General features: G+C 41.3%; 19 protein-coding genes and 1 pseudogene. 10 read left to right on the plus strand and 10 right to left on the minus strand.

All coding sequences use genetic code 11. The features are described 5' to 3' along the window. From CWC04_RS12015 to CWC04_RS12045, 7 genes and pseudogenes are all read left to right on the plus strand, one after another. Window positions 1-435 (plus strand): annotated as a pseudogene (locus tag CWC04_RS12015) (electron transport complex subunit RsxC); the annotation flags it as partial. Continuing rightward, the gene (gene rsxD / locus CWC04_RS12020; RefSeq protein WP_138685539.1) at window positions 432-1478 is read left to right on the plus strand and encodes an electron transport complex subunit RsxD; all 1047 of its coding nucleotides are present in this window, start codon (window positions 432-434) and stop codon (window positions 1476-1478) included. The pseudogene CWC04_RS12015 and the gene rsxD, both read left to right, overlap by 4 nt. Next, window positions 1475-2113 carry an electron transport complex subunit RsxG gene (gene rsxG, locus CWC04_RS12025; RefSeq protein WP_004589482.1) on the plus strand — a complete coding sequence of 213 codons (639 nt, stop codon included), beginning with the start codon at window positions 1475-1477 and terminating at the stop codon, window positions 2111-2113. Before rsxD ends, rsxG begins: the two co-directional genes overlap by 4 nt. Further along, window positions 2110-2808 carry an electron transport complex subunit E gene (locus tag CWC04_RS12030; RefSeq protein ID WP_004589483.1) on the plus strand — a complete coding sequence of 233 codons (699 nt, stop codon included), beginning with the start codon at window positions 2110-2112 and terminating at the stop codon, window positions 2806-2808. Before rsxG ends, CWC04_RS12030 begins: the two co-directional genes overlap by 4 nt. A 44-nt stretch (window positions 2809-2852) precedes the next feature. Next, the gene (gene nth, locus CWC04_RS12035) at window positions 2853-3485 is read left to right on the plus strand and encodes an endonuclease III (protein WP_138685540.1); all 633 of its coding nucleotides are present in this window, start codon (window positions 2853-2855) and stop codon (window positions 3483-3485) included. A 3-nt stretch (window positions 3486-3488) separates the two neighbouring features. Then, on the plus strand, window positions 3489-4022 hold the full coding sequence (locus CWC04_RS12040; RefSeq protein WP_138685541.1) for a hypothetical protein: 534 nt from the start codon (window positions 3489-3491) through the stop codon (window positions 4020-4022). Continuing rightward, window positions 3973-4683, plus strand: a complete 711-nt coding sequence (locus CWC04_RS12045) for a GGDEF domain-containing protein (protein ID WP_138685542.1) — start codon at window positions 3973-3975, stop codon at window positions 4681-4683. Before CWC04_RS12040 ends, CWC04_RS12045 begins: the two co-directional genes overlap by 50 nt. Window positions 4684-4745: 62 nt before the next feature. Here CWC04_RS12045 and CWC04_RS12050 read toward each other — a convergent pair whose 3' ends face one another. Both CWC04_RS12050 and CWC04_RS12055 read right to left on the minus strand, forming a co-directional pair. Beyond that, complete coding sequence (locus tag CWC04_RS12050; RefSeq protein WP_138685543.1) at window positions 4746-5405, minus strand: hypothetical protein; 660 nt, start codon at window positions 5403-5405, stop codon at window positions 4746-4748. A gap of 1 nt (window position 5406) precedes the next feature. After that, window positions 5407-5913 (minus strand): RNA polymerase sigma factor, encoded by a 507-nt coding sequence (locus tag CWC04_RS12055; RefSeq protein ID WP_138685544.1) that lies wholly within the window; start codon window positions 5911-5913, stop codon window positions 5407-5409. 500 nt (window positions 5914-6413) lie between these two features. Here CWC04_RS12055 and CWC04_RS12060 point away from each other — a divergent pair, with 500 nt between their 5' ends. Continuing rightward, the gene (locus CWC04_RS12060) at window positions 6414-6917 is read left to right on the plus strand and encodes a hypothetical protein (RefSeq protein WP_054983420.1); all 504 of its coding nucleotides are present in this window, start codon (window positions 6414-6416) and stop codon (window positions 6915-6917) included. 87 nt (window positions 6918-7004) lie between these two features. Here CWC04_RS12060 and CWC04_RS12065 read toward each other — a convergent pair whose 3' ends face one another. Continuing rightward, window positions 7005-7370 (minus strand): DUF4345 family protein, encoded by a 366-nt coding sequence (locus CWC04_RS12065; protein WP_024034145.1) that lies wholly within the window; start codon window positions 7368-7370, stop codon window positions 7005-7007. A gap of 2 nt (window positions 7371-7372) precedes the next feature. Next, window positions 7373-8338, minus strand: coding sequence for an AraC family transcriptional regulator (locus CWC04_RS12070; RefSeq protein ID WP_138685545.1), 966 nt, complete (start codon window positions 8336-8338; stop codon window positions 7373-7375). Window positions 8339-8547: 209 nt separating this feature from the next. Between CWC04_RS12070 and CWC04_RS12075 the strand changes: the two genes are divergently transcribed. After that, window positions 8548-9498, plus strand: coding sequence for an SDR family oxidoreductase (locus CWC04_RS12075; protein WP_138685546.1), 951 nt, complete (start codon window positions 8548-8550; stop codon window positions 9496-9498). 35 nt (window positions 9499-9533) lie between these two features. Continuing rightward, a complete protein-coding gene (locus tag CWC04_RS12080; protein WP_138685547.1) occupies window positions 9534-10166 on the plus strand; it encodes an alpha/beta fold hydrolase in 633 nt (210 codons plus the stop codon). A 537-nt stretch (window positions 10167-10703) separates the two neighbouring features. On the opposite strand, the gene CWC04_RS12085 is transcribed toward CWC04_RS12080, so the two are convergent. The 6 genes from CWC04_RS12085 to eda all read right to left on the minus strand — a co-directional run bounded on the left by CWC04_RS12085 (window position 10704) and on the right by eda (window position 23322). After that, window positions 10704-13661: a TonB-dependent receptor gene (locus CWC04_RS12085; protein WP_138685548.1), complete on the minus strand. Its 2958-nt coding sequence runs from the start codon at window positions 13659-13661 to the stop codon at window positions 10704-10706. Window positions 13662-14265: 604 nt separating this feature from the next. Next, complete coding sequence (locus tag CWC04_RS12090) at window positions 14266-17313, minus strand: TonB-dependent receptor (RefSeq protein WP_138685549.1); 3048 nt, start codon at window positions 17311-17313, stop codon at window positions 14266-14268. Window positions 17314-17391: 78 nt separating this feature from the next. Further along, window positions 17392-20127 (minus strand): poly(beta-D-mannuronate) lyase, encoded by a 2736-nt coding sequence (locus CWC04_RS12095; protein WP_138685554.1) that lies wholly within the window; start codon window positions 20125-20127, stop codon window positions 17392-17394. A gap of 522 nt (window positions 20128-20649) precedes the next feature. Beyond that, window positions 20650-21612: a class 1 fructose-bisphosphatase gene (locus tag CWC04_RS12100; protein ID WP_138685550.1), complete on the minus strand. Its 963-nt coding sequence runs from the start codon at window positions 21610-21612 to the stop codon at window positions 20650-20652. Next, window positions 21609-22691 carry a class II fructose-bisphosphate aldolase gene (gene fbaA / locus CWC04_RS12105; RefSeq protein ID WP_024034154.1) on the minus strand — a complete coding sequence of 361 codons (1083 nt, stop codon included), beginning with the start codon at window positions 22689-22691 and terminating at the stop codon, window positions 21609-21611. The genes CWC04_RS12100 and fbaA overlap by 4 nt, the downstream gene beginning before the upstream one ends. A 13-nt stretch (window positions 22692-22704) precedes the next feature. Then, window positions 22705-23322, minus strand: a complete 618-nt coding sequence (gene eda / locus CWC04_RS12110) for a bifunctional 4-hydroxy-2-oxoglutarate aldolase/2-dehydro-3-deoxy-phosphogluconate aldolase (RefSeq protein WP_024034155.1) — start codon at window positions 23320-23322, stop codon at window positions 22705-22707. Window positions 23323-23359 lie beyond the last annotated feature (37 nt).

Below are 23359 nucleotides of genomic sequence, written 5' to 3' on the forward strand. Positions count from 1 at the left end.
GATGAAGCCCCCGCGCCCGCAGATGATAAAAAAGCAGCGGTAGCTGCTGCTATCGCGCGTGCTAAAGCTAAAAAAGCCGCTAAAGCGGCTGCGCAAGCCCAGCAATCAGATGAACCAAGTGCTGCTGAGCAAACAGGTGAAGTTGAGCCTGAAAACTCACAAACACGCTCTCCTGCTGATGACAAAAAAGCGGCCGTAGCTGCTGCTATTGCCCGCGCTAAAGCTAAAAAAGCCGCTAAAGAAGCTGAGCAACCAGCAGCAAGTGAACACAGCGCACCTGAACAAAGCAATGAGCCACAAACCAGCAGCGGTTCAGACTCTGAGCAAACGGCCTCTGAGCAAACTGCAGCAGAGAAGAAAAAAGCCGCCGTGGCCGCCGCAATAGCGCGCGCCAAAGCTAAAAAGTTACAAAAAGAAGGAAATGATCAGTCATGAAATTAACCATGGCCAGTTCGCCGCACAACCATAGCCATAAGTCGTTAACGCGATTAATGCTAACCGTAATTGCTGCGTGTATTCCTGGGCTAATAGCGCAAGTGGTATTTTTTGGGACTGGCGTACTTATTCAGTTAGTACTGGCACTTGTTGCTGTAAGCGTATTTGAAGCAGCCATTATGTTAATGCGTAAACGCCCTGTTTGGCCTGCATTGAGTGATGGTAGTGCTTGGCTTACTGGTGTGCTGTTAGCACTGAGTATTCCGCCGCTGGCGCCTTGGTGGGTCATTATTATTGGCTGTTTATTTGCCATTGTAATTGTAAAGCAACTTTATGGTGGGCTTGGGTTTAACTTATTTAACCCAGCAATGGCCGCATACGTACTACTTTTAGTCTCGTTTCCGGTGCAAATGACCGCTTGGTTACCCGTTACCGATTTACTTAATGCCCCAATTGGCTTTATTGACCAATTACGCCTTATATTTACTGATTTTACCGCTCTGGGCTTTAGTGTTGATCAAGTCCGTGCCGGCGTTGATGGCCTCACCATGGCCACCCCGCTTGATACAGTTAAAACCGATGTAGCACATGGTCTAACCGTTAGCGAAAGTATGCAAAAACCGATTTTTTCTCAATGGGCTGGGCTTGGTTGGCTATGGGTTAACCTAGGCTTTTTAGCCGGTGGTTTATACCTTTTAAAAGCTAAAATTATAAACTGGCATATTCCAGTAAGCTTTATAGGCTCACTAGCGCTTTGCAGTGCCATTGGCTATATTGCCGCGCCGGGTATGGTATTTCACCTATTAAGTGGCGCAACCATGATGGGCGCATTTTTTATCGCCACCGATCCTGTTTCGGCTGCAACTACCAATAAAGGGCGCTTAATTTATGGCGCGTTAATTGGCTTGTTGGTGTATTTAATTCGCACCTTTGGTGGCTTCCCTGACGCGGTAGCCTTTAGTGTATTATTAATTAATATTGCTGTACCGCTGATTGATTACTACACCCAACCACGCACTTATGGCCACGGAGCAGTAAAATGATTATTTCATCAATGGCTAAAAATGGCGCGATATTAACCGCCTTTGCACTGATAACAACAGGCTTAGTTGCCTCAATTGATGCCTTTACCGCCGATAAAATTGCCGAGCAAGAACGCCTGCAATTAACCTCACAATTACAAGAGGTATTAAACCCAAGCAGCTACGATAATCAGCTCAATACAAATTGCGTAATTATGAGCGACGAACAACTTGGTCCTTACCCCGAGCAAGTTATTTACCGCGCTTATAAAAATCAGCAACCTGTTGCACTTGTAATAAGACACATAACACCTAGTGGTTACAGTGGCGATATTAACTTATTAACCGCCGTACTTGCTGATGGCACCATTGCCGGCGTTCGCACTACTAAGCACGAAGAAACGCCCGGCTTAGGCGATAAGGTAGAAGTTAAAAAGTCGCTGTGGATCACTACATTTAACGATTTAACGGTTCAAAGTGAAGACGATGCCCGTTGGGCGGTAAAAAAAGATGGCGGCCAGTTTGACCAATTTACCGGCGCAACAATTACCCCTCGCGCCGTGGTAGGCTCGGTAAAAAATGCCGTATTATTTGCAAAAACTAACTTTGACGCCATTTTTAAACAGCCTAATGCTTGCCAAGAGGTAACACAATGAGTGAGTTAAAAACCTTATACAAAGAAGGCGTATGGGCTAATAACCCCGCGCTAGTGCAGCTACTCGGTTTATGCCCGCTTTTAGCTGTTACATCTACTGTAACCAACGCGCTTGGCCTAGGGTTAGCCACTTTATTAGTTTTAGTAGGCTCTAATATTACTGTTTCAGTTGTGCGTAACTGGGTGCCAAAAGATATTCGTATTCCGGTATTTGTCATGATTATTGCAGGCTTTGTGACTATAGTTCAACTACTTATGAATGCGTACACCTTTGGCTTGTATCAATCATTAGGCATATTTATTCCACTAATAGTAACTAACTGCGCCATTATTGGCCGTGCAGAGGCATATGCCTCTAAAAACCCTGTTCACCTGTCTGCATTCGACGGCCTAATGATGGGCTTAGGCTTTATGGCCGTACTGTTAGTACTAGGTGCAATGCGCGAACTGATAGGCCAAGGTACATTATTCGATGGAGCCGATTTGCTTCTAGGGCCATGGGCACAAAGCCTACGCTTGGAAATATTTAGTTTCGATAGCCAGTTTTTACTCGCTATTTTACCACCCGGCGCCTTTTTAGGGCTTGGGCTGCTAATAGCAGCAAAAAATGTTATTGACGCACAAATAAAATCAAAACAAGTAACGCCGCCAGAAGCCGAAAAAGGCCCACGCGCACGTGTTACTAGCTTAACTTAAGGGGAAAACGCATTAACGCTATTAGCTAATGCGTTTTAAGTTGCATGAATAAAGAAAAACGTCACCAAATACTCTCGCGCTTGCGCGAGCAAAACCCGCATCCAGAAACCGAGCTTGAATATTCAAGCCCATTTGAGCTACTAGTAGCCGTTACGCTCTCTGCACAAGCCACCGATGTAGGGGTAAATAAAGCCACCCGTAAATTATTTCCGGTTGCTAATACGCCACAAGCCATTTTAGATATTGGCCACGATGCGCTTCGCGATTATATAAAAACCATTGGCTTATTTAATTCAAAAGCCGCAAACGTGTACAAAATGTGCCAAATATTGGTTGATCAACATAACGGCATTGTTCCCGAGAACCGCGAAGCTCTAGAAGCCCTACCCGGTGTTGGCCGAAAAACCGCAAATGTCGTACTCAACACAGCCTTCGGCTGGCCGACCATTGCCGTAGACACGCATATTTTTCGTGTTTCAAACCGCACCAAATTTGCTATGGGCAAAGATGTAGTCGCCGTTGAGAAAAAGCTTGAAAAGGTTGTCCCTAAAGAATTTAAAGTAGACGTACACCACTGGTTAATACTACACGGGCGCTATACCTGTGTAGCACGTAAACCTAAATGCGGCAGCTGTATTATTGAGGACTTGTGCGAGTTTAAAGAAAAAACGGACTAATAATTGAAAACCTATAGCAATAAATCACAATTATACAATTTGCTTTTAGCCATTACTTCAGCGTTTTTTATATGGCTCTCGAATGGCTTTATCACCTTTATTGCTTTTAACGAGTCTGTTGCAGGAGTGAAATTTGAAGAACTTTTGCTCATATTTTCACACGTCGATATTCTAAAAGTTTTGGCTTTTCCTGAGTTTTGGGAAGCTAATGCAAATCACTCTTTCATTGAGGCCCCTGGTTTATGGTTTGAGCCGATGACTATTTTATCTTCGTTAGCCTCATTACTTCTCATAGCTTTATTTTCTATGTATGTCAGTAAATTAAAATCTGAAACAATATCTTTATCATTACTCTTAATTGGGTTTTTATACTTGGTTGTTTCATGGAGTGTTTTGCTAGATGTATCTGATGCTAAGATGATTGGGCCCTATTTAAGTATTGGCATTCAAGGCCTGTTATTACATTCGTTTATAAGTTGCCTAATTTGTGTTTTTACCTTATCAAAAAATGTATATTTTAAAATTAGTGCTATTTAGTCTTTCTTTATTTAGTAGCTTTGCATTTGCAAGCGAAATTGATTGGCAAAGCAAAGCGGCTGATCATATTAGGTTAAATATAATTCTGTTTATTAACCTTGGCCTTTTCATTCTCATTTTGTTTTTCTCAATTCGTCATATTAAAAAATTAAAACGACTTAATATAACAATCACTAATGAATCGTTAATCGATCCTTTGACAAAAGTGTTAAATAGAAAAGGCTTTCATGAACAAGTTTCACGCTTAGATAAACAAAGTGGTTTTTTACTCATTGCAGATATAGATAACTTTAAACTCATTAATGATCGATTTGGACATAATGCTGGTGATAAAGTTCTTCAAAGGGTCGCCCATGCTTTAAAAGTTCAAACTAGAGAAAAAGATATTGTTGGACGATATGGCGGAGAAGAGTTTGTAGTTTTCTTTCCAAGCAATGATGTTGAAACCGTAAAAAAGATTTCACATAGGCTTGTATTAGCTATTGCAAACCTTACTTTAAATGACATATCTCCTGAATTAACAGGAGTCACAATTAGCGCGGGTGTGGATAAAGGTGATACAAAACGCTCTAAGTTTGAAAAGTTATATGAAAAAGCAGACCAACTATTATATAAAGCTAAGGCTGCTGGTAAAAATCAAGTTATCGTATTTGATAACTAACAGCTTAAGCCTTAGCTAATCCACTTCTAGTCGCGCACTGCAACAATCCGGCATCTAATCATTTAGCTGTCTGTCGAGTCTATATTATTTATAAATTGCGCCATATTTACTAAACGCTCACCGACAATAAATGCAATGGTGCGTTTAACCCAAGGCGCTTTAATATTTGTGTAGTTTAGTTTAGCTAATACGCAACTTGTAATTATTAAAAGTAGAAGCGATGACACGCTGTAAAACCAAACCATGTGTTGCTCTAGGTGTGCATACAAGTCAATTTCAAATAGCACGTCAAAGCCAATAAAAACATAAGCCATATAAAAAGGAGCTGACATAAGCAACAACTTAGTTAGTTGTAATTTATGTGAGCAAAGGCGGTAAACGTCTTTTTGAAGTCGGCTAATTGGCTTTGCATAATCAATGTTAGTAATATGCACTATTTGGCCAATATTACCTGCAAGGCCAGCAATGGAAAATACACTCAGTATCAACGCAGATATTGAAGGCGCTGAAACACTAAAGTTATTTGCAATATACTGCCCCAATAAAACAATAATAAAAAAGAAGGCTGCGCTTTCAATAATACGTGCCCACTTCATAGCATTAAGCTCTTTCATTTGGTTATTCACTCTTGTTTCGCTCAGCAGTGATTGGTTTATTGTAATGGCCGATTCGTTAACACTATTTTGCTGCTGCCATGTGTTTTTAATGTTATCTAAATTCATTTTAAGCCCCCTGTTTTTCAAATTGATTTTTTAGTGTTTCTTTAATGCGGCCAATTCGCGTAGCGACGTTGGTTTTACTTATGCCTAAACTCGTCGCTATGCTTTGATGGGGTTCGCCTTCTAAATACAGCAATACTATGGCTTTATTTAACTTATCGAGCTTTCCTATAAACTCATAAAGCTGCTTAACCTCTTCGCTTTTATCATTGTGCGCTGATAGGTCGGCTATGTGCACAATGCACTGCTCACTTTCATTGGATTTATCTTCTCGTTTACTGTCTTTGCGGTAATATGAAATCGCCACATTCAGTGCTATTCGGTACATCCACGTAGAAAATTTATAGTCTTTGTCGTAATTATCATAAGCAAGCCACATGGTGGTGAGTATTTCTTGCGCTAGGTCTTGCCTGTCGTGTTGGTTTTGACAGTATGAGTTTACAACTTTATAAATAATGCCTTTATGCTGCTCCATTGTTTGAACAAACAGTGCTTTTTTATTGGTGTTCATTTACGCATAAATCCATCATCTAAATTAATCTCATCACGTAGCTGCGCCATTGCAGTTTTATTGTGTTTAAGTGCTAATGCATCTGTTTTTAAAAGTAATAAAGTGCGGCGCTTTGGCTAATGCAACATAGCCTGTACACATTTATATAATCATTTTAGCAGCACGATAGTACTCACATAATCGCCTTATCTAGTTATTCGCAGTATCGCTGAAATAATCACAATTATTTAAAAAAATAATTATTGGAGGGAGTAATAGGCTAAGTAAAAGAGCAAAGCGAGGAGTTAGCTTTTTTTTCTGCTTTGCTATTAAAAGGGGACTCCTAGTTAAAAGATTTTTTTAATATAGCAATAGTTAATATAATTGTATCTCTGGTTATCAAATATGACTCAGGCTAAAGGTGGTAAAAAAACATACAACCTGCTATTAATAGTAAATAATAATTTAAGGAGGTTTCTGCGTTAGCGCTGTAAGAAACCACATAACTTCAAGGATGTATTTTGCAAAGTAATCATTCAAAATTTCAGCCAAATAAGTGGTCATTATTAAATTTAGCTGTTGTGCTTATACTGGCGGGTGCATTTTATTATTTGGGTCAATTTTCTGTATTTCATTCGATTCTTTTAAGCCTAATTTGTTTTATTTCATTTTTAACCTTATTAATTTTAAAGCGTTGGAAAGCATATATTAACTATTTAAAAGCAATAGGAGATGAGATAGAGCGAGATAGATTTCACTTAGGTGAACACATAGTATCTATGGTTCCTTACATGAACTTACAAATAACAGTTCATGCACGTATGGATGAATCAGCTTTATTAATCAAAAAAGCAAATTGTTATATTTCAATTAATCTAAAAGATATTTGCTCATTTGAGCCAACTGAATATTTCGGACGGCCAATCGCGAAAGTAATTTTGGCCGATAATAAAAACTTAACTCCTGCACTCTATGTACCTTGGTCTGAAGAAATGGCGCTAACTCAAAGTAAAGCTCATGGGTAAACGCCTTTGTTTGCTTATCATGCCTTAAAGGTATTAAGCGTTACACTCTAAGGCGATACTAAGATTTATAGCGGTTTAACTCTGATACTAAGTGCGTACTTTTAAATACCACCAAATTAGAGGCGCCAGTATCACTATTTCAATACCCACATTCAGCCACTGTTTTGCTACCGAGCCATCTAACATAATGCCAATAAGCCTTGCAATTAATAGTCCTACGAGTAACGATGACAATGTTGCCGCTATGCTAGCTTGCCAAGGTACAAGCTGATGATGAAATTGCAGCAATAAGCCAAAACCAATAAATAACCCCCACCAAATTCTGCGCTCTACGGCCTTAAAAATATCATTAGGAACTGGCTTATTGCTTATCAGCTCAGGGTTGGCAGCTAACACTATGCCAAAAATAATTAATACCGCACCAACAACCCTAAAAATGACTATATTATCCATGATCAATCCCTCAGGCTGGTTGTTTGATCAACTGTTTGAGCAATCGATTGCTCAACAAGCTCCTGAGGTAACTCCTTTGCTTGGCTCCACTGCTTTGGCGATTGCCCATACATACGTTTAAATTCTCGGCTAAATTGTGATGAGCTAACATAGCCTACCGACATGGCCGCCGAACTTACGTTCATACCCGCTGCAATTTTCATCGCAGCGGTATTTAAGCGCATAGATTTAACAAATTGAATCGGCGACATACTGGTCGCATCCTTAAATTTTCGATGCAAAACTGCCCTACTTACGCCAATTTTTGCTGCCATATCGTCTATGGTTATGGTTTCATCTAATCGAGATGCCAAATAATCAATTGAGCGTGCTATGTCGTTTCCTACGCCAAAGGCTTGGTGCACACTACTACCTGCCTGTCCGTTTAATATGGCGTAATATAATTCTCGCAGTCGCCCTTCGCCTAAAATCGCAATATCTACAGGGTTGCCTACTAGTTGCAGCAATCGTAGTAATGAATCGGTAAATGAGTCATCCCATGCTGCGAGTGTAAGCCCTTGCGTTTTGGGGCCTGATGCGTGTTTTTTTACACCTTGTGCAGCCATGGTAATAGATAATTCGGTCATCACTTTTGTATCTAGCGATACAATAACGCCTAGCAAGGGGTTCTCAGGTGAAGCCGTGGGTGTACCCGCTTCTACCGGCATAGACATAGGGCAGCACATATAATTATTTTCATCGTATATAAAATGCTTACCATCGAGTATGGCTTCTTTAGCGCCACTGACTATAGCAACAATACACGGCTCGTATACCGCAGGTGCACAGCGCATAGCATGCGTTACTTTAAACAACTGAACACCTTTAATACCCGTTTCTATTAGCCCTTGGGTATAATTTTTATCGCTTTTTACCTCGTTAAAAGACAGGTTGTTTTGTATAAGTTGCTTAATGTGGTGTTTGCTCACTCACCCATTCCCTTTAAATATAGAATAATTCTAATCTAGCATCGTAAATACACATTCTCAATGCAGCGATACAAATAGGCATATTTTAAAGAGGATATCGCCTAGTTACACCTAGTAGCGAGAGTTATATTACCTAACAAGCAATGTGGAACAATGCGCATAGCCCTGTACTGCATATTTATACTTAACTTTTGATAGGAATTTAACTAATGAGCGCAACTAACCCATTTGGCCCTTCTGGCTGGACTCCCGACCAACTCAGTTCTTTAGTTGGTAAATGCTATCTAATAACGGGAGCAAATACAGGCGCAGGCTTTGAAGCAACCCGACTATTACTCGCTAAAGGCGCAAAAGTAGTTATGCTCAATCGTAACCCTTTAAAATCAGATGAAGCTATTGCTAAGTTAAAACAGGAGTTTGGCAATAATACCGATGTGAGCTTTATAAAAATGGACCTAGCAGAGCTTGCATCAGTACGCCATGCAGCCAACGAGGTATTACAAACTGTGCCACACATAGATGCACTTATTTGTAACGGTGCTATTGCACAGGTCGCGACTCAGCAATTTACTAAAGACGGCTTTGAAAGTCAGTTAGGGGTTAACCACTATGGGCACTTTTTACTGTGTGGTTTACTTTTTAACAAAATAGAGCAATCTAGCGGGCGTATTGTTGTAGTGGCCAGTGAAGGCTACAAAATGGGGCTTAAAACGATTCAATTTGATGACATGAATTGGAATAAAAACTACCACCCAAATAAAACCTACTGCCACAGTAAGCTTGCACAAATGATGTTTGCTTATGAGCTGCAAAATAAAATAGCCGCGGCTAATAAAAATGTGCAGGTGTTTGTGTGTCACCCAGGTGCAGCTAATACTTCTCTTATTGGCGATAATGTTAACTTTGCAACCCGATTTACCTGGTCACTAATAGTAAAAATGGGCTTAGCACAATCGGCAGAGCAAGGTGCATACCCTGAGGTTATGTGTGCCACCGAGCATAACCTAAAACAGCGTGCATATTATGGCCCATCAGGAAGATGGAATTGGAGCGGCCCCGTAGGAATATGCAAACTTGAGCCGTTTGCTTTAGATCAGCCTGTGCTAAGCAAATTATGGGCGGTTACTGAGCAGCACACTGCTTTTAAATGGACAATATAATTGCTAATAGCGAACGTGTGTAGGGTGTAAAAGTAATGAAAAAACCATTAGTAATCGGCCTAATACTTTTACTTTTCCTAACCAGTTGTAAAAGTACCAATAACCTCCCTGTGCAGTATAAACCTAATGATGAGCTGGTAGTACTTGCCCATGGGTTAGGCAGAAGCGATTGGGCAATGCGATATTTTGCCCAGCAGCTTAAACGTGCACATTATAAGGTATGCAGCCTAAATTACGCCTCTTTAGGGCAAAGTGTTGAGGCTGTGTTTACGCAAACAACCACACAAATTAATGCCTGTATTGCTAACGCGAGTAAAGTACATTTTGTAGGCCACTCCCTAGGTGGCTTAGTTATTAGAGCCTACTTACAGAATAACCTCCGGGGTTTTAATGGTAGTACACTTGGAAATGTCGTGTTAATTGGCACGCCCAACAATGGCAGCGAATTAGCTAATAATTTAAATGGTTCATGGTTAATGCATATAGCCGGCGGTGTAAGCCAATCTTTAATTACAGGCAGTAAGAGTTTGGGCAACACTATAAATGAGCTGGACATTAATTTAGGCGTAATAGCCGGTACTAAAGCATCCCCCCTGACACAGCATTATTTTAAAGGTAAAAACGATGGCTTGGTGTCTGTAGAATCAACCAAGCTGAGGGCGTGTTGATTTTTGCAGATTGAAATTTGTTCAATCTAGGGGCGATTAAATCGCGGCGCGAGGTTTGTAACCTAGTGGGCTAAGTAAAAACCAAGTAAAGCTTCCGCGTCCTGCTCACGCCCCTTACCTACATCCATGTAGGCAACAAAGAGTTTATCGCCCCTAGGCAGAACCCAAAGGGCAGCGCATGTTTGGCATTTATGCAGCGTTATCGCCTATTTATGGGGAATAACCACACTTCACAGGCTCTGCCTTGCCTAAAAACCAAACACACTGCTGCAAATTCAACCATCAAATACCAACACGCCCTACTAATATGCGTGATTTTATTACCCTTGATGTAAGCCACACGGGAATGCGCTACAACCAACAAGTAATACAACACACACTTTATTTTTTGCAAACAGGTGCATTTTTACCCCCAACACAAAGAACCACGGCCCTTTATTAACCACCTAACTGCGGCTAATTTTAGGTAAAAAAAAGCAAGCCATGTGGCTTGCTTTTGAGTGCCCGTTCAAAGGCTACACACTCTCAACATACTTTTTAAAAACGGTAACTTGCACCCAATGTAATACGACGGTCAGTTAGACCTTGGAAACACAATAGTGCGCTTTCGTTTACACATGATTGGCTAATTTCAGATTCAGTAATATTTACAGCCTCTAAACCAATATTAAGTTGCTCGTTCACATCATAGCTAATACTTGCATTAAGCTGGCCACGGTCTTCTTGTACCACTGGGAAACCCCAAGGGAAGCTAGACGTACTACCAAAGTCATTTGAACGATACCCTTCACGCCACGTGTAACGCATACGTGCTGATAGGCCAAATTTTTCGTAGTACAGCGTAAAGTTATACGCGTTTTCAGAAAGGTTAAGTAAGCCTTGAATTTCACTTACTTCAATACCTGGCGTACCGGTGGTTGCTGCAAATACATTACTTGCTCTTGAGGTTGCTGAATTTTCTGTTTCACCACCTGAGAACTCTTGAATTGTATAGTTAGCTAATACACCAAAGCCAGATGCCCACCCTAGGTCTTTTTCAAAGCCTGATAGGTCATATTGAAAGGCAAACTCAATCCCTTTTTGGGTAGTTTCACCACTATCGTTTACTTTTGTTTCTGTACCAACACATACGCCACGGCCATTCTCAGGACCAAATACGTTTATATCTGCAATGGGGTTAAATATACCGCCACCTTCACATGGGTCTGTTAAGTCGCGGTACCCTGTTACAGGGTCTTCAACTGGCGAGGTTAACTGATTTACGTGTAAGTCTTTACGGGTTTTATGAAAAATACCTACGCTAAATACACTTGCCTCTGCAAAATACCACTCTGCCGATAAATCGTAAGACAGTACTTCTTCAGGTTTCAGTGCTGGGTTACCAAATCCAACTTCGTCATTTGGACTTGTGCTGTAAGTAATAGACGTTGATAAGTCGTTATAATCAGGGCGACGAATATCTTTACCAACACCAAAGCGTACAAGTACATCTTCTGATACATCAGCCACAAGGTTTAAACGAGGTAAAATAAAGTCATAGTCAGATTCATTGGTAATACGCGTTACCAGTTCATTACCACTACCATCTTGAGTAACTGAGTTACCGGTAGACTCTACGTCTGTTTGAATGTAACGTACGCCAATATTACCGCGTACCATTTTGTACTCAAAGTTAGCTTGTGCATATAGCGCATGGGTGATTTCTTCTATATCAAAAAAACCTGCAGAACTTGAAGTAGGTGCATTTAATGTTTTGCTTGAACCATGCGCAGTCATCGCTGCTTGTAATGTGGCAAGTACCGCATCAGGGTCTGACGCCACAAGCTCTGGATCAATTAATAAAAAGTCGCCTATGTATAACGAGCGGCCATCAGCTTCGTTAAAGTTATCTGGGCCTGCCACTAATAAGTCGGCAAATAAATCACCTGTTGGGCTATCAGCCATGGTTCTTAAACCAATGCTTGAGGTAATTTCGTTTTGTTTGCTTTGTGATTTACTGTAGCGGTAACCAAAATCAATAGAGGTTACAATTGAGTCTGTGTAATAGGTTGAATCAATACGGAACGCATCTTCAGAGTTTTCAACCGTATCTTGACCAATATTTACATCACGTAGCACTACATTTGCAGGGTCTAGTAGTTGTTCAACCGTTGGCGCGTACTCTGCCCCCTCTGCAATACCAAATGCCAATGCGCCACCTGATAAGTCATACTCAAACGGCACACTATTATCATTACCGCCACCAGCATCTAACGGCACATTAGGGTTAATAAAGTTAAGCGTTGTATTAAAGCTAGGCGTAGTTGTATCTGAAGATGACGAAGCAATTTCAGCACTAACAAACCACTTATCGCCTTGCCATTCGCCACCGAGTCTAAAAATATTACTGTCGGTAACACGAGAGTTTGTATCACTTGAAAAACGAAGGTTAGGATCGTCATCATCGTTTTCTAAATTAACCGGAATGACACCGCGTAAGGCCGCTTGAATAGACCCAAGGTTGGTACCGCCAAGTGAGCCTAAGTTTACGGTTTCAAATTCATCAGGAACCGAAATATCATTAAGCGCACTTACACCAGAAGCCTGTACACGAGAACTTTCTTGGCGACGTTCTTGATCGTTAACCACAGCATCAAAATAAAACTTTGTGTTGTCGTTAGGCGCCCATTCAATGGTACCTACAAAGTTTTTAGTTTCGTATTCGTAGTTATCGTAATCTTGTACAAAGAATTGAATTGGTAAAAAGTCAAAAGACTGAGCGCTGGCTACACCGCTATCTGCAGTGATAATGTTATCTCTATCTGCACGTGGGCGAAACGCCGTTACATCTTGCTCTGCGTAGCTGCCGCTCACTAACACACCAAATTTACCGTAATCACCTTCCCAGTTATCAGCAAAAGTTCCCGAAAAACGTGGTTGTAAACCGCTATCAGTGCTTAAGCTACTGTGCTCACCTTGCACTCTAATAGTGGCTAGCTGCTCACCTAAATGCAGTGGGCGAATCGTTTTAAGGTTAATAGTACCGCCTACAGACCCCTCTATCGTTTTCGCTTCAGGCGACTTTATTACCTCTAAGCTTGAAATAATTGACGCTGATACATCTTCAAAGCTAATACCACTTCGACCAGAGCCTGAGCCCACCGTTGATACACCGTTAATTTCGGTACGGTTAGCATCGGTACCACGAATTTGTACACCTGTGCCTACACCCGCTTGGCGTGTAATTTGAATACCCGTTACGTTTTCTAATACTTCAGCGAGGTTTTGATCGGGTAATTTACCAATATCTTCTGACTGAATAATTTCAACTAGGCTATCTGCAGAGCGCTTTTCAGCAAGTGCATTAGTAAGTGATTGACGAATGCCAGATACTTCGATGATCTCTACATCATCTTCTGCAATTGGCTTGGCTTCCTGTGCGTGTGTGGACATAGAAAGGTTTAATGCTGTGGCAGATATAACTGCTAGCGTAATTTTTGATAACTTGTGATTCATAGTTTTTCCTGTGTGTGTCAGTGCTATGTGTAACTCGCTATATATTTTTTATTAAACGCCTTACCATTTATCTAAATGGTTAACTTAATATTTACAGCAAAAGCACCAAAGGTCAACCTATTGGTAAACCATTTTTTGTAAAAAAAACAAAAACAGTCTTTACCAATAAAAGCCAATTCGGCATGACAAAAATACTTTTATTACTGACCACAATATAACCACTTGTATTTAATGTGCTTTTAAATCTCAATTAAGGTTAAATAACACACAAAAACAGATTAACCCCCCCTCAATCTCCTCGATATATTTTTTTTATATATACCGCGTTATTTTTATATTTAGCCGCTTTTACCGAATTAATTGGTCAACCAAGATAAAGATAGTAGACTTTTGGCTAACTAATTTGCTTGCCAATAACGCAGCGTTACTAACACCGAGTTTAGTAATGCTGCGCTTTAGGTAAAAAGGTTTAACCAAGATTTAGTTAAGAGAGTGCGCCGCGATTCAAAAAGGTTAGGGTTAATAGCCCACACGCACATACAAAAAAACCCAATTAGCGGCATACGCTAATTGGGTTTTAAAGTGGGGATCACTGGTTATTGCGTTATAGCTTAAAGCTCATTCCTAAGAATAAACGTGGGCCGTAATCGTTTACTTCACCTAGGTTATCTTCCACAAAGAAGTCTTGTGACTTAGGTGCGCTAAACAAATTAATGGCTTCAGCTTTAACTCTAAAGTGCTCGTTAATTTTATACGATGCGCGCATTTCCCATACACCTACGGCATCAACATAACGTAAGCGGGTACCATTACTGGTATAAGGTTGGAAGTATTCACTACGGTATTTATAAATAATGGCCGTATCAAAGTCACCAATTTGGTAATACAGTTGGCTACTAAATACATGCTCTGAGAAGCCCGGCACCGAACCAGGTTCAATAATACCGGCAGTTAATTGAGTAGTATTGCCATCTAGGTCAGTAACGTATGTATCGCCATATAAGCTATCTTCAAACTCAAAGTCAGTATCTGCAAAGTTATAGCCAAATTTTACACCAATACCATTATCCCAGCGGTACGAGAACGATGCTTCTAAACCCAGTATATCGCTATCATTATCGGTTGTTACCGAATTTGTCACTGGTAGTGATACTGTTTCACCGCCAACCACATAGTCTTCAATCACAGTTTGTTGCTGGAAGCCACCTTGGAACTGTTTGTAGTATAGGCTTAGCGCTAAAATAGAATCTTCATTAGGGTACCATTCAAAGGCTAAGTCGTAGTTCCATGACATTAATGGTTGAGTATCAGGGTTACCTGAACCATCTACGGTTAATAAGTCAGAAAGCGATAGCGCAACAGATTGATCGTCTGTTACAAAGTCGCGATCATAGCCTAAATCAGATGGGTCAGCACGTGACATACCACGGTAAATACCCGCACGCAGTAAAATGTCTTCACTGTAATCAACTACTAAGTTAAAGCTTGGTAAGTATTTGGTATAACCACCGCCGCTTTCGGTTCTTTCAAGTGAATCCCCTACATCGAGGGTTACAGCGCCTGTAGTTTCATCTACATCTACAGTGTAATTTGTTCTAAAGCCTACCGAGGTTACATCAGTATCAACAATACGCAGGCCGAAGTTACCACGAATAAACTTACCAAATACTTCGGTGTCGTAGTTTGCCATTAAGTACACTGAGGTGGTTTTTTCAGTAACATCTATGGTACCGGCATTTTCGTACTCAACATCAGGGTAACCAAATTCACCTGTATAATCAGTGTCTGTAGCCGCTACAGCTTGAGAGAAACACACGTTATCGTAGGTCGCCCACGAAGAACCTGTTCCAGAGCTTATTACATTACCGCTACTATCTACATTTGTTACTAAGTTGCCATCCGATACGCTAGATAAAAAATCAGATTCTGGGAAGTCAATTTGACAGCCCTGAAGTATCTCTAATGCTGAGTCATCGCCTATCGTGTACTCAGTACGAGACCCATTACCTTGGCTACCACCAAACTGTATAAAGCTTAGTTCTGAGGCTCTAATACCCCCTTCAATACTGGTAAATATATCGCCCTCTAACGCGTAGTCAAAATCAATACGCGCTGATTTAACTACGTTTTCGCGAACGTTTTCACGGTCTAAACGTGTACGTAAGCTATCTGTAAAGTTAGAAATATCAGTTACATCAAAGTCCGTTAACGTGAAGTGAGGAATTTCATCGCCCATATCCCAGCTAAACAAATTACGGTCGGCGGTTCTACCACGGTTAGAAATTTGTAGCTCTTCACGCTCAGTTTTTGAATACGCTAAATCAAGATTTACAGTAAGGCGGTCGGTTACCGTATGCTCAATATTAATGCCATAACCTTGGTAGTTTTCTTCACGAGAGAATTGCTCGCCCGCAGATTCAATACGTTCTTCACCTTCCCAATGTAAAATTCCGCCTACATCGTTAGTAACAAGCGTTGGGCCTGTTAAACCAGGTGTTGCGCGTTTTTGTAAAAAAATTAAATCGTGGCGTGCTTCTCTTTGTGTTCTGTCAGAGATTTGTGCATCAAAGTTAACATCCCACTCAGACGACGGCTGGTATTGCATTGCAATAAATACTGCATCACGCTCATCTGAGGTTTCATTTTGACGATAGCTGCGGCTACTACCTGTCCATGCGTATGGAGTGCCATCGCTTTCGGCTTTGCCTGTTTCTGGGTCGATGTTTGTTTGATAACCTTGATTGTTATTGCCACTTACTTGGTCTTCACAATCACCTGCGCTGCTTCTGTAAAACCCTTCATTCGTATTAGTTGGGTCATTTAAACATGCCCAAAGTGAAGAGCCCGATGGGCTTGAGCTTCTGTACTCTGCTTCTGGTTGGCTAATATCTTGGCGCTGCACACCAAAAGACACACCCACCGCTTGGCCATCGGCAAACTCAAATTGGTCAACATAACTAAACGTACCACGATAGCCTGTATCACTTTGCAGTGAGTTTTCTACATTACTTTCATCTGGATTGTAATTTAGTTTTACTTCGCCTTGTACGCGTTGCTTGCCGTAATCTAGCGGGGCAATCGTTTCAAGTGCTATCACACCGGCTACGCCACCTTCAATCATTGAAGCATCTTGGGTTTTGTAAATAGCGACCTTTTTTACAAGCTCTGATGGAAACTGTGAAAAGTTAACCGAGCGATCACCACTACCATTAGTAGCTTCACGGCCATTAATATGGGTTGCGCTTAAAAATGGGCCTAAACCACGAATGGTGATTTCGGTAGCGCCCCCGTTTTCACGATGAGATGCGGCACCGGTAATCGACTCAAGCGCTTCACCAATTGACAGCGCGGGTAAATCACCAATATCTTCTGCAGATAAACCATCGACAACCGTTGTTGCCTCACGCTTAATTGCAATTTGATCTTGTATGGTTCTACGAGTACCTGTAACGCTGATGATTTCTACATCTTGCTCTACTTCAGTCACTTTTTCTTGGGCTTCTTGCTGAGCAAAAGCATTAAATGACAATGAACCTGCCATACCTGCAAGTAAACTTGCTCTAATTAACTTAGCAGCAGGTGAAAGTGCAAAATGATTACAAACAGAGCTGTTTGTAGAATGTTGACGTCTTCGATCCATTTTTAACGACATGCCGCGTTCTCCTTTATCATTGTGTGTGTTGTGCGTAGTTTGCTATTTTTATAAGTATTAATAATGTGCAGTGTGGGCTTATTCATCTTGTGCCACCCACGTAGAGCCTGCACCTACATCAGTGCTTTGGATGTAGTATAAGTTTCTTGCACCTGCTAAGGCTTGTGCTCCATTTGAGTCAGTCTCAAGCAGCGTACTTGTAGCAGTGACAAACTCTGGGATTTCTTTACCATTTGCTTCTGGGTTTTGGTCAATAGCGCCATCGGTGTCGTATTCACCATTGCCATTTACGTTTCTAATATCAACCCAAAGGTCGCTCGCATCGCCCGACTCATAACTGTCACTAAAGCCAAAGCTGTTAGAGAATAGTGATTCAGTATGGTTAATTAGGTCACAGTCGTATTCAAAAGAGTGATCGCTCGACAGCTCGTTAGGGTAAAAGAAACCATAAACAAGCGCGCTGCTTTCAATGGTGTCTTCATCAGTTTGATCGCCCACCCCATTAGCATTTAAATTACCGTTGAAGTTAATTTCAAACGCATTTTTAGTTAAACCATACAGTACAGGTGCATTTTCTGCGGTAAGCTCATCACAATCTCCAACAGGTGCGTTTGAACCTATTTCTGTACTAAATACAAATGGTTGCTGTGAGTTAAGTACCGTATTATTAGTCACATTAAGGGTAAAGTCGCCTGCGCCATCAAGCACAGCTTGGTTACCTCCATTTGGCACCCCGCCATCAGCTTGTGAAAATGGGTTAGCGGTAAATACAATACCACCGGCTTCTTTATTACCAGAACGAATACCAGCGATGTAGTTATTGCTTACAGTGTGGCCTAAAGGCGTAACTAGCACGCCGGCAGGGCGATCGCTTGAACTTGCAATATCAGTGGTACGAATAATAATGTTGTCTGATACCGTATTAAATCCACCATCTTCAAGCGAAATACCGCCATTAGGATTTAAAATGGTATTGCCTTTAATCGTCGCGCCAGAGGTTTGTACGCGCATTAAACGTCGGCCTGTAACAAAGTTTTCTACTCGGTTATATTGAATAGTAAAGTTTGCATCATCAGCAGAGCCTGTATCTGTTGTACTACCTGCGTTAATTAAGTGCAGGCTAGAGTTACCAAAATTTGGGTTGCTGCTGGTACCTGTGAAAAGGTTATATTGAATAACGTGGTTAGTGCTCGATGAAGACATTTTTATCACCGAACCATTTTCTGCTTTATCGCGGTTGGCAAAGGTATTACGTTCAACCATTGCGGCGTCGCCTTTAAGCATTAACCAATGGTAGGTAGAGTTATTTAACGTCTCTGCTTCACCATCGATAGTATTTTGTGTAAATGTGAAGTTGTCACCCTCAGAATAAATAACGGCATCTTCTTCGGTTTCACAAAAGCCACCCGTTTTAGTATTAATATTTTTAAATGTAAGTCCTTCAATACCCGCGCCATCAACCCCACTGGCTACATGAATACAAAGCTCGCCACTAATTACCGGGCTTTGTCCTTCAACAGCTTTAAGTGTTGCTGCGCTGGTTAGCATAATGGCATCAAGATCGGCGTATACACCGGTATTTAAACCAAGCACATCGCCATCACCAAGCCCTGCATTAATAGCACCTAATAGCGCACCCGCATCGCTTATCACTTGCGTGTACACTACTGTATCGGCGGCACCGGTAATTGTGCTTGAAAAGCCATCGTTATCGGTATAACTCGCAGTGACCGATATAATCGCGCCAGCTTGATTAGTTGGCGTAAATGTTTTGCTGTTGGTATCGGCAATTGCTACGCCATCAGCAAGCCAAGTGTAGGTAACGTTTTGCTCATCTACCCCATTGTTATCGCTAATTTCAGCGGTTAATTCGCTAGTCACTAAATATGGCGTAGCCCCTGAAATGGTGATACTACCCGCTTCATCTACAGCCTCTGCAGAAACAGCAATGGTTGCCTCAGAAAGGTTGTCTTCGGTAAAACCGTGATCGTCCGTGTAGGTAACCTGCACGGTAATAAATTGCCCTAATAATGACTCATCTACAACGTAAGTGCTTTGCGTGGCACCACTAATTGCAACCTCATCAGCAAACCACTGGTAAGTAATTGTGCCGCTTGCGCCATCTTCATCTGTTATTTCGGCTGTAAGTGTATTACCCACCGTAGGTGTGCCAACAATAGCCACCGACCCTTCTGAATTTGCACGCTCTACTGGCGCTGTGGCAGTTGATGTAGCTGACTCTGCAAAGCCTCTGTTATCTTCAAATGCTGCATTTACAGTTATAACTTTACCTAGTTGCGATTCGGTAATAGTGTAGGTTGCTAAGGTTTCATCGGCAATTTCAACATCATCTGCAAACCATGTATATGCTACAAGCGCCGGATCAAAACCATTTTCATCCGCTACATTAGCACTTAGTTCATTACCTATAATTGCATCACCGTTAATTTCTACCGTGGCAGCAAAAGGAATAGCTGACACTTCATCGGTGGCTTCACTTAAATGTGACTCATTAACACCGCTGTCATCTGTATAAAGTGCTTGTGCTGTAATTGCAAAACCAATTTGCTCATCTGTTAATGTAAAAGTTGCGTCATTAGCGCCACTTATAACTTGTCCGTCGGCGTACCAGTAGTAGCTTACTTCACCAGAAATACCATCGGCATCATTTACGCTGGTCGACAATGTTTCGCCCGTTAACGCTGTGCCTGATAGAGCAATAGAGCCCAATGTGTTGTTATTATTATTTGAATCCGTGTCACAACCTATAATGGCAGCTGCAACAGCACATAATGCAAAATGTTTTAATTTCATCATGGCTCTATTCTCCTTAATTGTGTGGTTTAGTATTTAGCAGGTGTTATGTGTGATTTACCAAATACCCAGTGTGTTATTACCAAATTATTTTATTTTTACGCTTCATTGTTAACCAACTTGGTAATATAAGCATAATAAAAACACTTTTACCACTATATTCGTTCAAAATTCATCATATTTTATTAACTGAAAGTTAACTTACGTCTATACCTAATAACGCAGCGTTATTACCAATATTAATTTCACGAATAGATAAACAAACAACCTTTATGAACAATTGGTTTTACCGAAGAATTACTCTGTATTAGTACGTAGCGCGATAAGCACATAAAGAATAGGGGGTGGAAAATACAGGCGTGAAGGCTTTAACTGTAATAGCCTATAGATATGAATTTTTGATGTATATAAAATAACGTAGCCACTGCGTTTAACTCACTATTAGTCAGCAGTGGCTTACGTTTTATTTAAAAGGCGTAAGGATACAGTAACCGCCCTTTTGTACTGAGGCCTTAGTCAGGTTTAATAAACCGCAGAATTAAAATAAGTCACAGGTTCACTAGAGCCTAAAATAACAGGCACACGCTGATGCAGCTCATCGGGCTGAATATCTAAAATACGCATACCTTTAGAGGTGGCTATACCGCCTGCGTTTTCAGTAAGCATTGCCAGTGGGTTAGCTTCGTATAGTAAGCGTATTTTACCGTTTTCATTACCTGCGCGCGTATCTTGCGGGTACATAAATACCCCGCCACGGCATAAAATTCGGTGCACATCGCCAACCATGGCTGCATTATAGCGAATTGAGCTTTTAGCAAATTCTTCTGATGTATACAGTAATTTATCAAAGTAGACTTGTGTTGCTTCATCCCAATATCGGTAATTTGCCATATTAACCGAGAACTCACGGCTTTTACTCGGCACTGCAAGCTCTGGTTTTGTAAGCAAAAAGCCACCGTGGGTTAAATCGTGTGTATAACAGCGGGTTGGCCCGCCTGTGCTCATTACTAGTAACGACGATGGCCCATACAGCACGTAGCCTGCACAAACCTGATTAGTACCGGGTTGATTAAATTGCTCATCACTATCGTAAGGCACATCTGCTTTTGCAGGGTAAATGGTAAAAATAGTGCCTATTTGCCCGTTAACATCAATGTTTGATGACCCATCAAGCGGATCAAAAGCCACAATATATTTGCCATCAGGGTGGGCGCCTACTGCATTATCTTCTTCTTCAGATGCCACTGTTTTTACAAGATCATCATCAATTAAGGTATCTTTTAACAGCTGATTGGCAATGACATCTAATTTTTTTTGCACTTCGCCCTGGATGTTTTCGTTAAGGGTAGAGCCTAAAACACCCGCAAGCTCACCTTGGCTTACTCTAAACGCTATTTCTTTTGTGGTTGCTAATAGCGTGCGAATTAACATGATAAGGTCGGTTTCAACCCCATCTTGCTTTAATACTTTATTCAGTCTTTTCATGCGCTATACCTGTTCACACAATTAAGGTCGTCAAAACATTGGATCAGGCGAGCCACCATATGCTGCTCCGACTGACGTAACCACACACGTGGATCATAGTATTTTTTATTGGGTTTATCTTCGCCATCAGGGTTACCAATTTGGCCTTGCAAGTAGCCTTGTTTTTCTTGGTAGTAGTTTAATACCCCGTTCCAACTCGCCCATTGGGTGTCGGTATCAATGTTCATTTTTACCACCCCGTAGGTTAGCGACTCAGCAATTTTACTGTGCTCAGAGCCACTCCCACCGTGAAATACAAAATTAATAGCGTTATGCTCTAAATTAAATTTTTCAGCTACATAGGCTTGCGAGTCGCGTAATATGGTAGGAGTTAATACCACATTGCCAGGCTTGTATACGCCGTGGACGTTACCAAAAGAAGCAGCAATGATAAAATTAGGGCTTATTTTACTAAGTCGCTCATAGGCGTAGGCTACATCTTCTGGTTGAGTGTAAAGCGCAGAGCTGTCGAGGTGCGAGTTATCAACCCCGTCTTCTTCTCCGCCGGTACACCCGAGCTCTATTTCAAGTGTCATGCCTATTTTTGCCATGCGCGCTAAATAACGCTCACAAATTTCTATATTTTCTTCCAGTGGCTCTTCTGACAGGTCTATCATGTGCGATGAAAAAAGCGGCTTGCCTGTTTGTGCAAAATACTTTTCGCCTTCATCTAATAAACCATCAATCCAGGGCAGGAGTTTTTTTGCTGCGTGATCTGTGTGCAGCATGACAGCAACGCCATAGTGCTTCGCCACGTTATGCACATACTGTGCAGCACTTATTGCCCCAACAACGGCAGATTGCTGGCCCTCTAGTGCTAAACCTTTACCACAAAAAAACTGCGCTCCCCCATTAGATAGTTGAATAATGACCGGCGACTTCATTTTTTTTGCGGCCTCTAAGGTGGCATTAATTGACGATGTGCTCACCACGTTTACAGCAGGCAATGCATACTGATGCGTTCGTGCGTGTTTATACACTTCGCTTACTTCATCGCCAACAACAACGCCTGGTGCAATGGTTGGGGCTAAATAATTCATTTTTTGCTCCTTGCTATTTTAAAGCCTCGATACAAGAGTCTGTAATGGCTTGCCAATTACCCTGCGTTACCCATTCTTTTTTAGCAACCCAGGTACCGCCTACTGCAAATACATTGTTTAACGACAAGTAATCCATTTTATTTTTTTCGCTTACGCCGCCGGTCGGGCAAAAGCTCACTGCACGAAATACAGATGAGACAGCAGAGACAAACGGCGCACCACCAGCAAGTGAAGCAGGAAAGAGTTTTTGCTCTTCAAAACCATACTCAAGTGCCATTAATATATCGCCGGTATTTGATACACCTGGCAATACTGGCACGTTACACTTAACCAGCTCACTTAATAGTGTAGGCGATACAGCGGGAGTAACTATAAAATCTGAGCCTGCTTCTAGCGCTTGCTTTAAAATTGTTTCGTTAATAACGGTGCCTGCGCCCACTTTTAGCTGTGGAACCTGTTCTTTTATGGCTTTAAGTGCATCAATTGATGCATCTGTTCTAAGAACAACTTCTACCAAAGTTAGGCCTGCCTCTGCCATTGCTTTAGCAATGTTTACACCTTGCTCTGGCGTGTCTGCTTGAATTATAGGTAGCAGAGTTTGCCCTGCCATTAGTTCAGAAAAGCGAGTCATGCGTTGTTTCCCTTATTTTAGATAATCGTGCTACTTA

The sequence above is a fragment of the Pseudoalteromonas sp. S2893 genome, from assembly GCF_005887105.1.
In the GTDB taxonomy this organism is placed as follows: Bacteria; Pseudomonadota; Gammaproteobacteria; order Enterobacterales; family Alteromonadaceae; genus Pseudoalteromonas; species Pseudoalteromonas atlantica.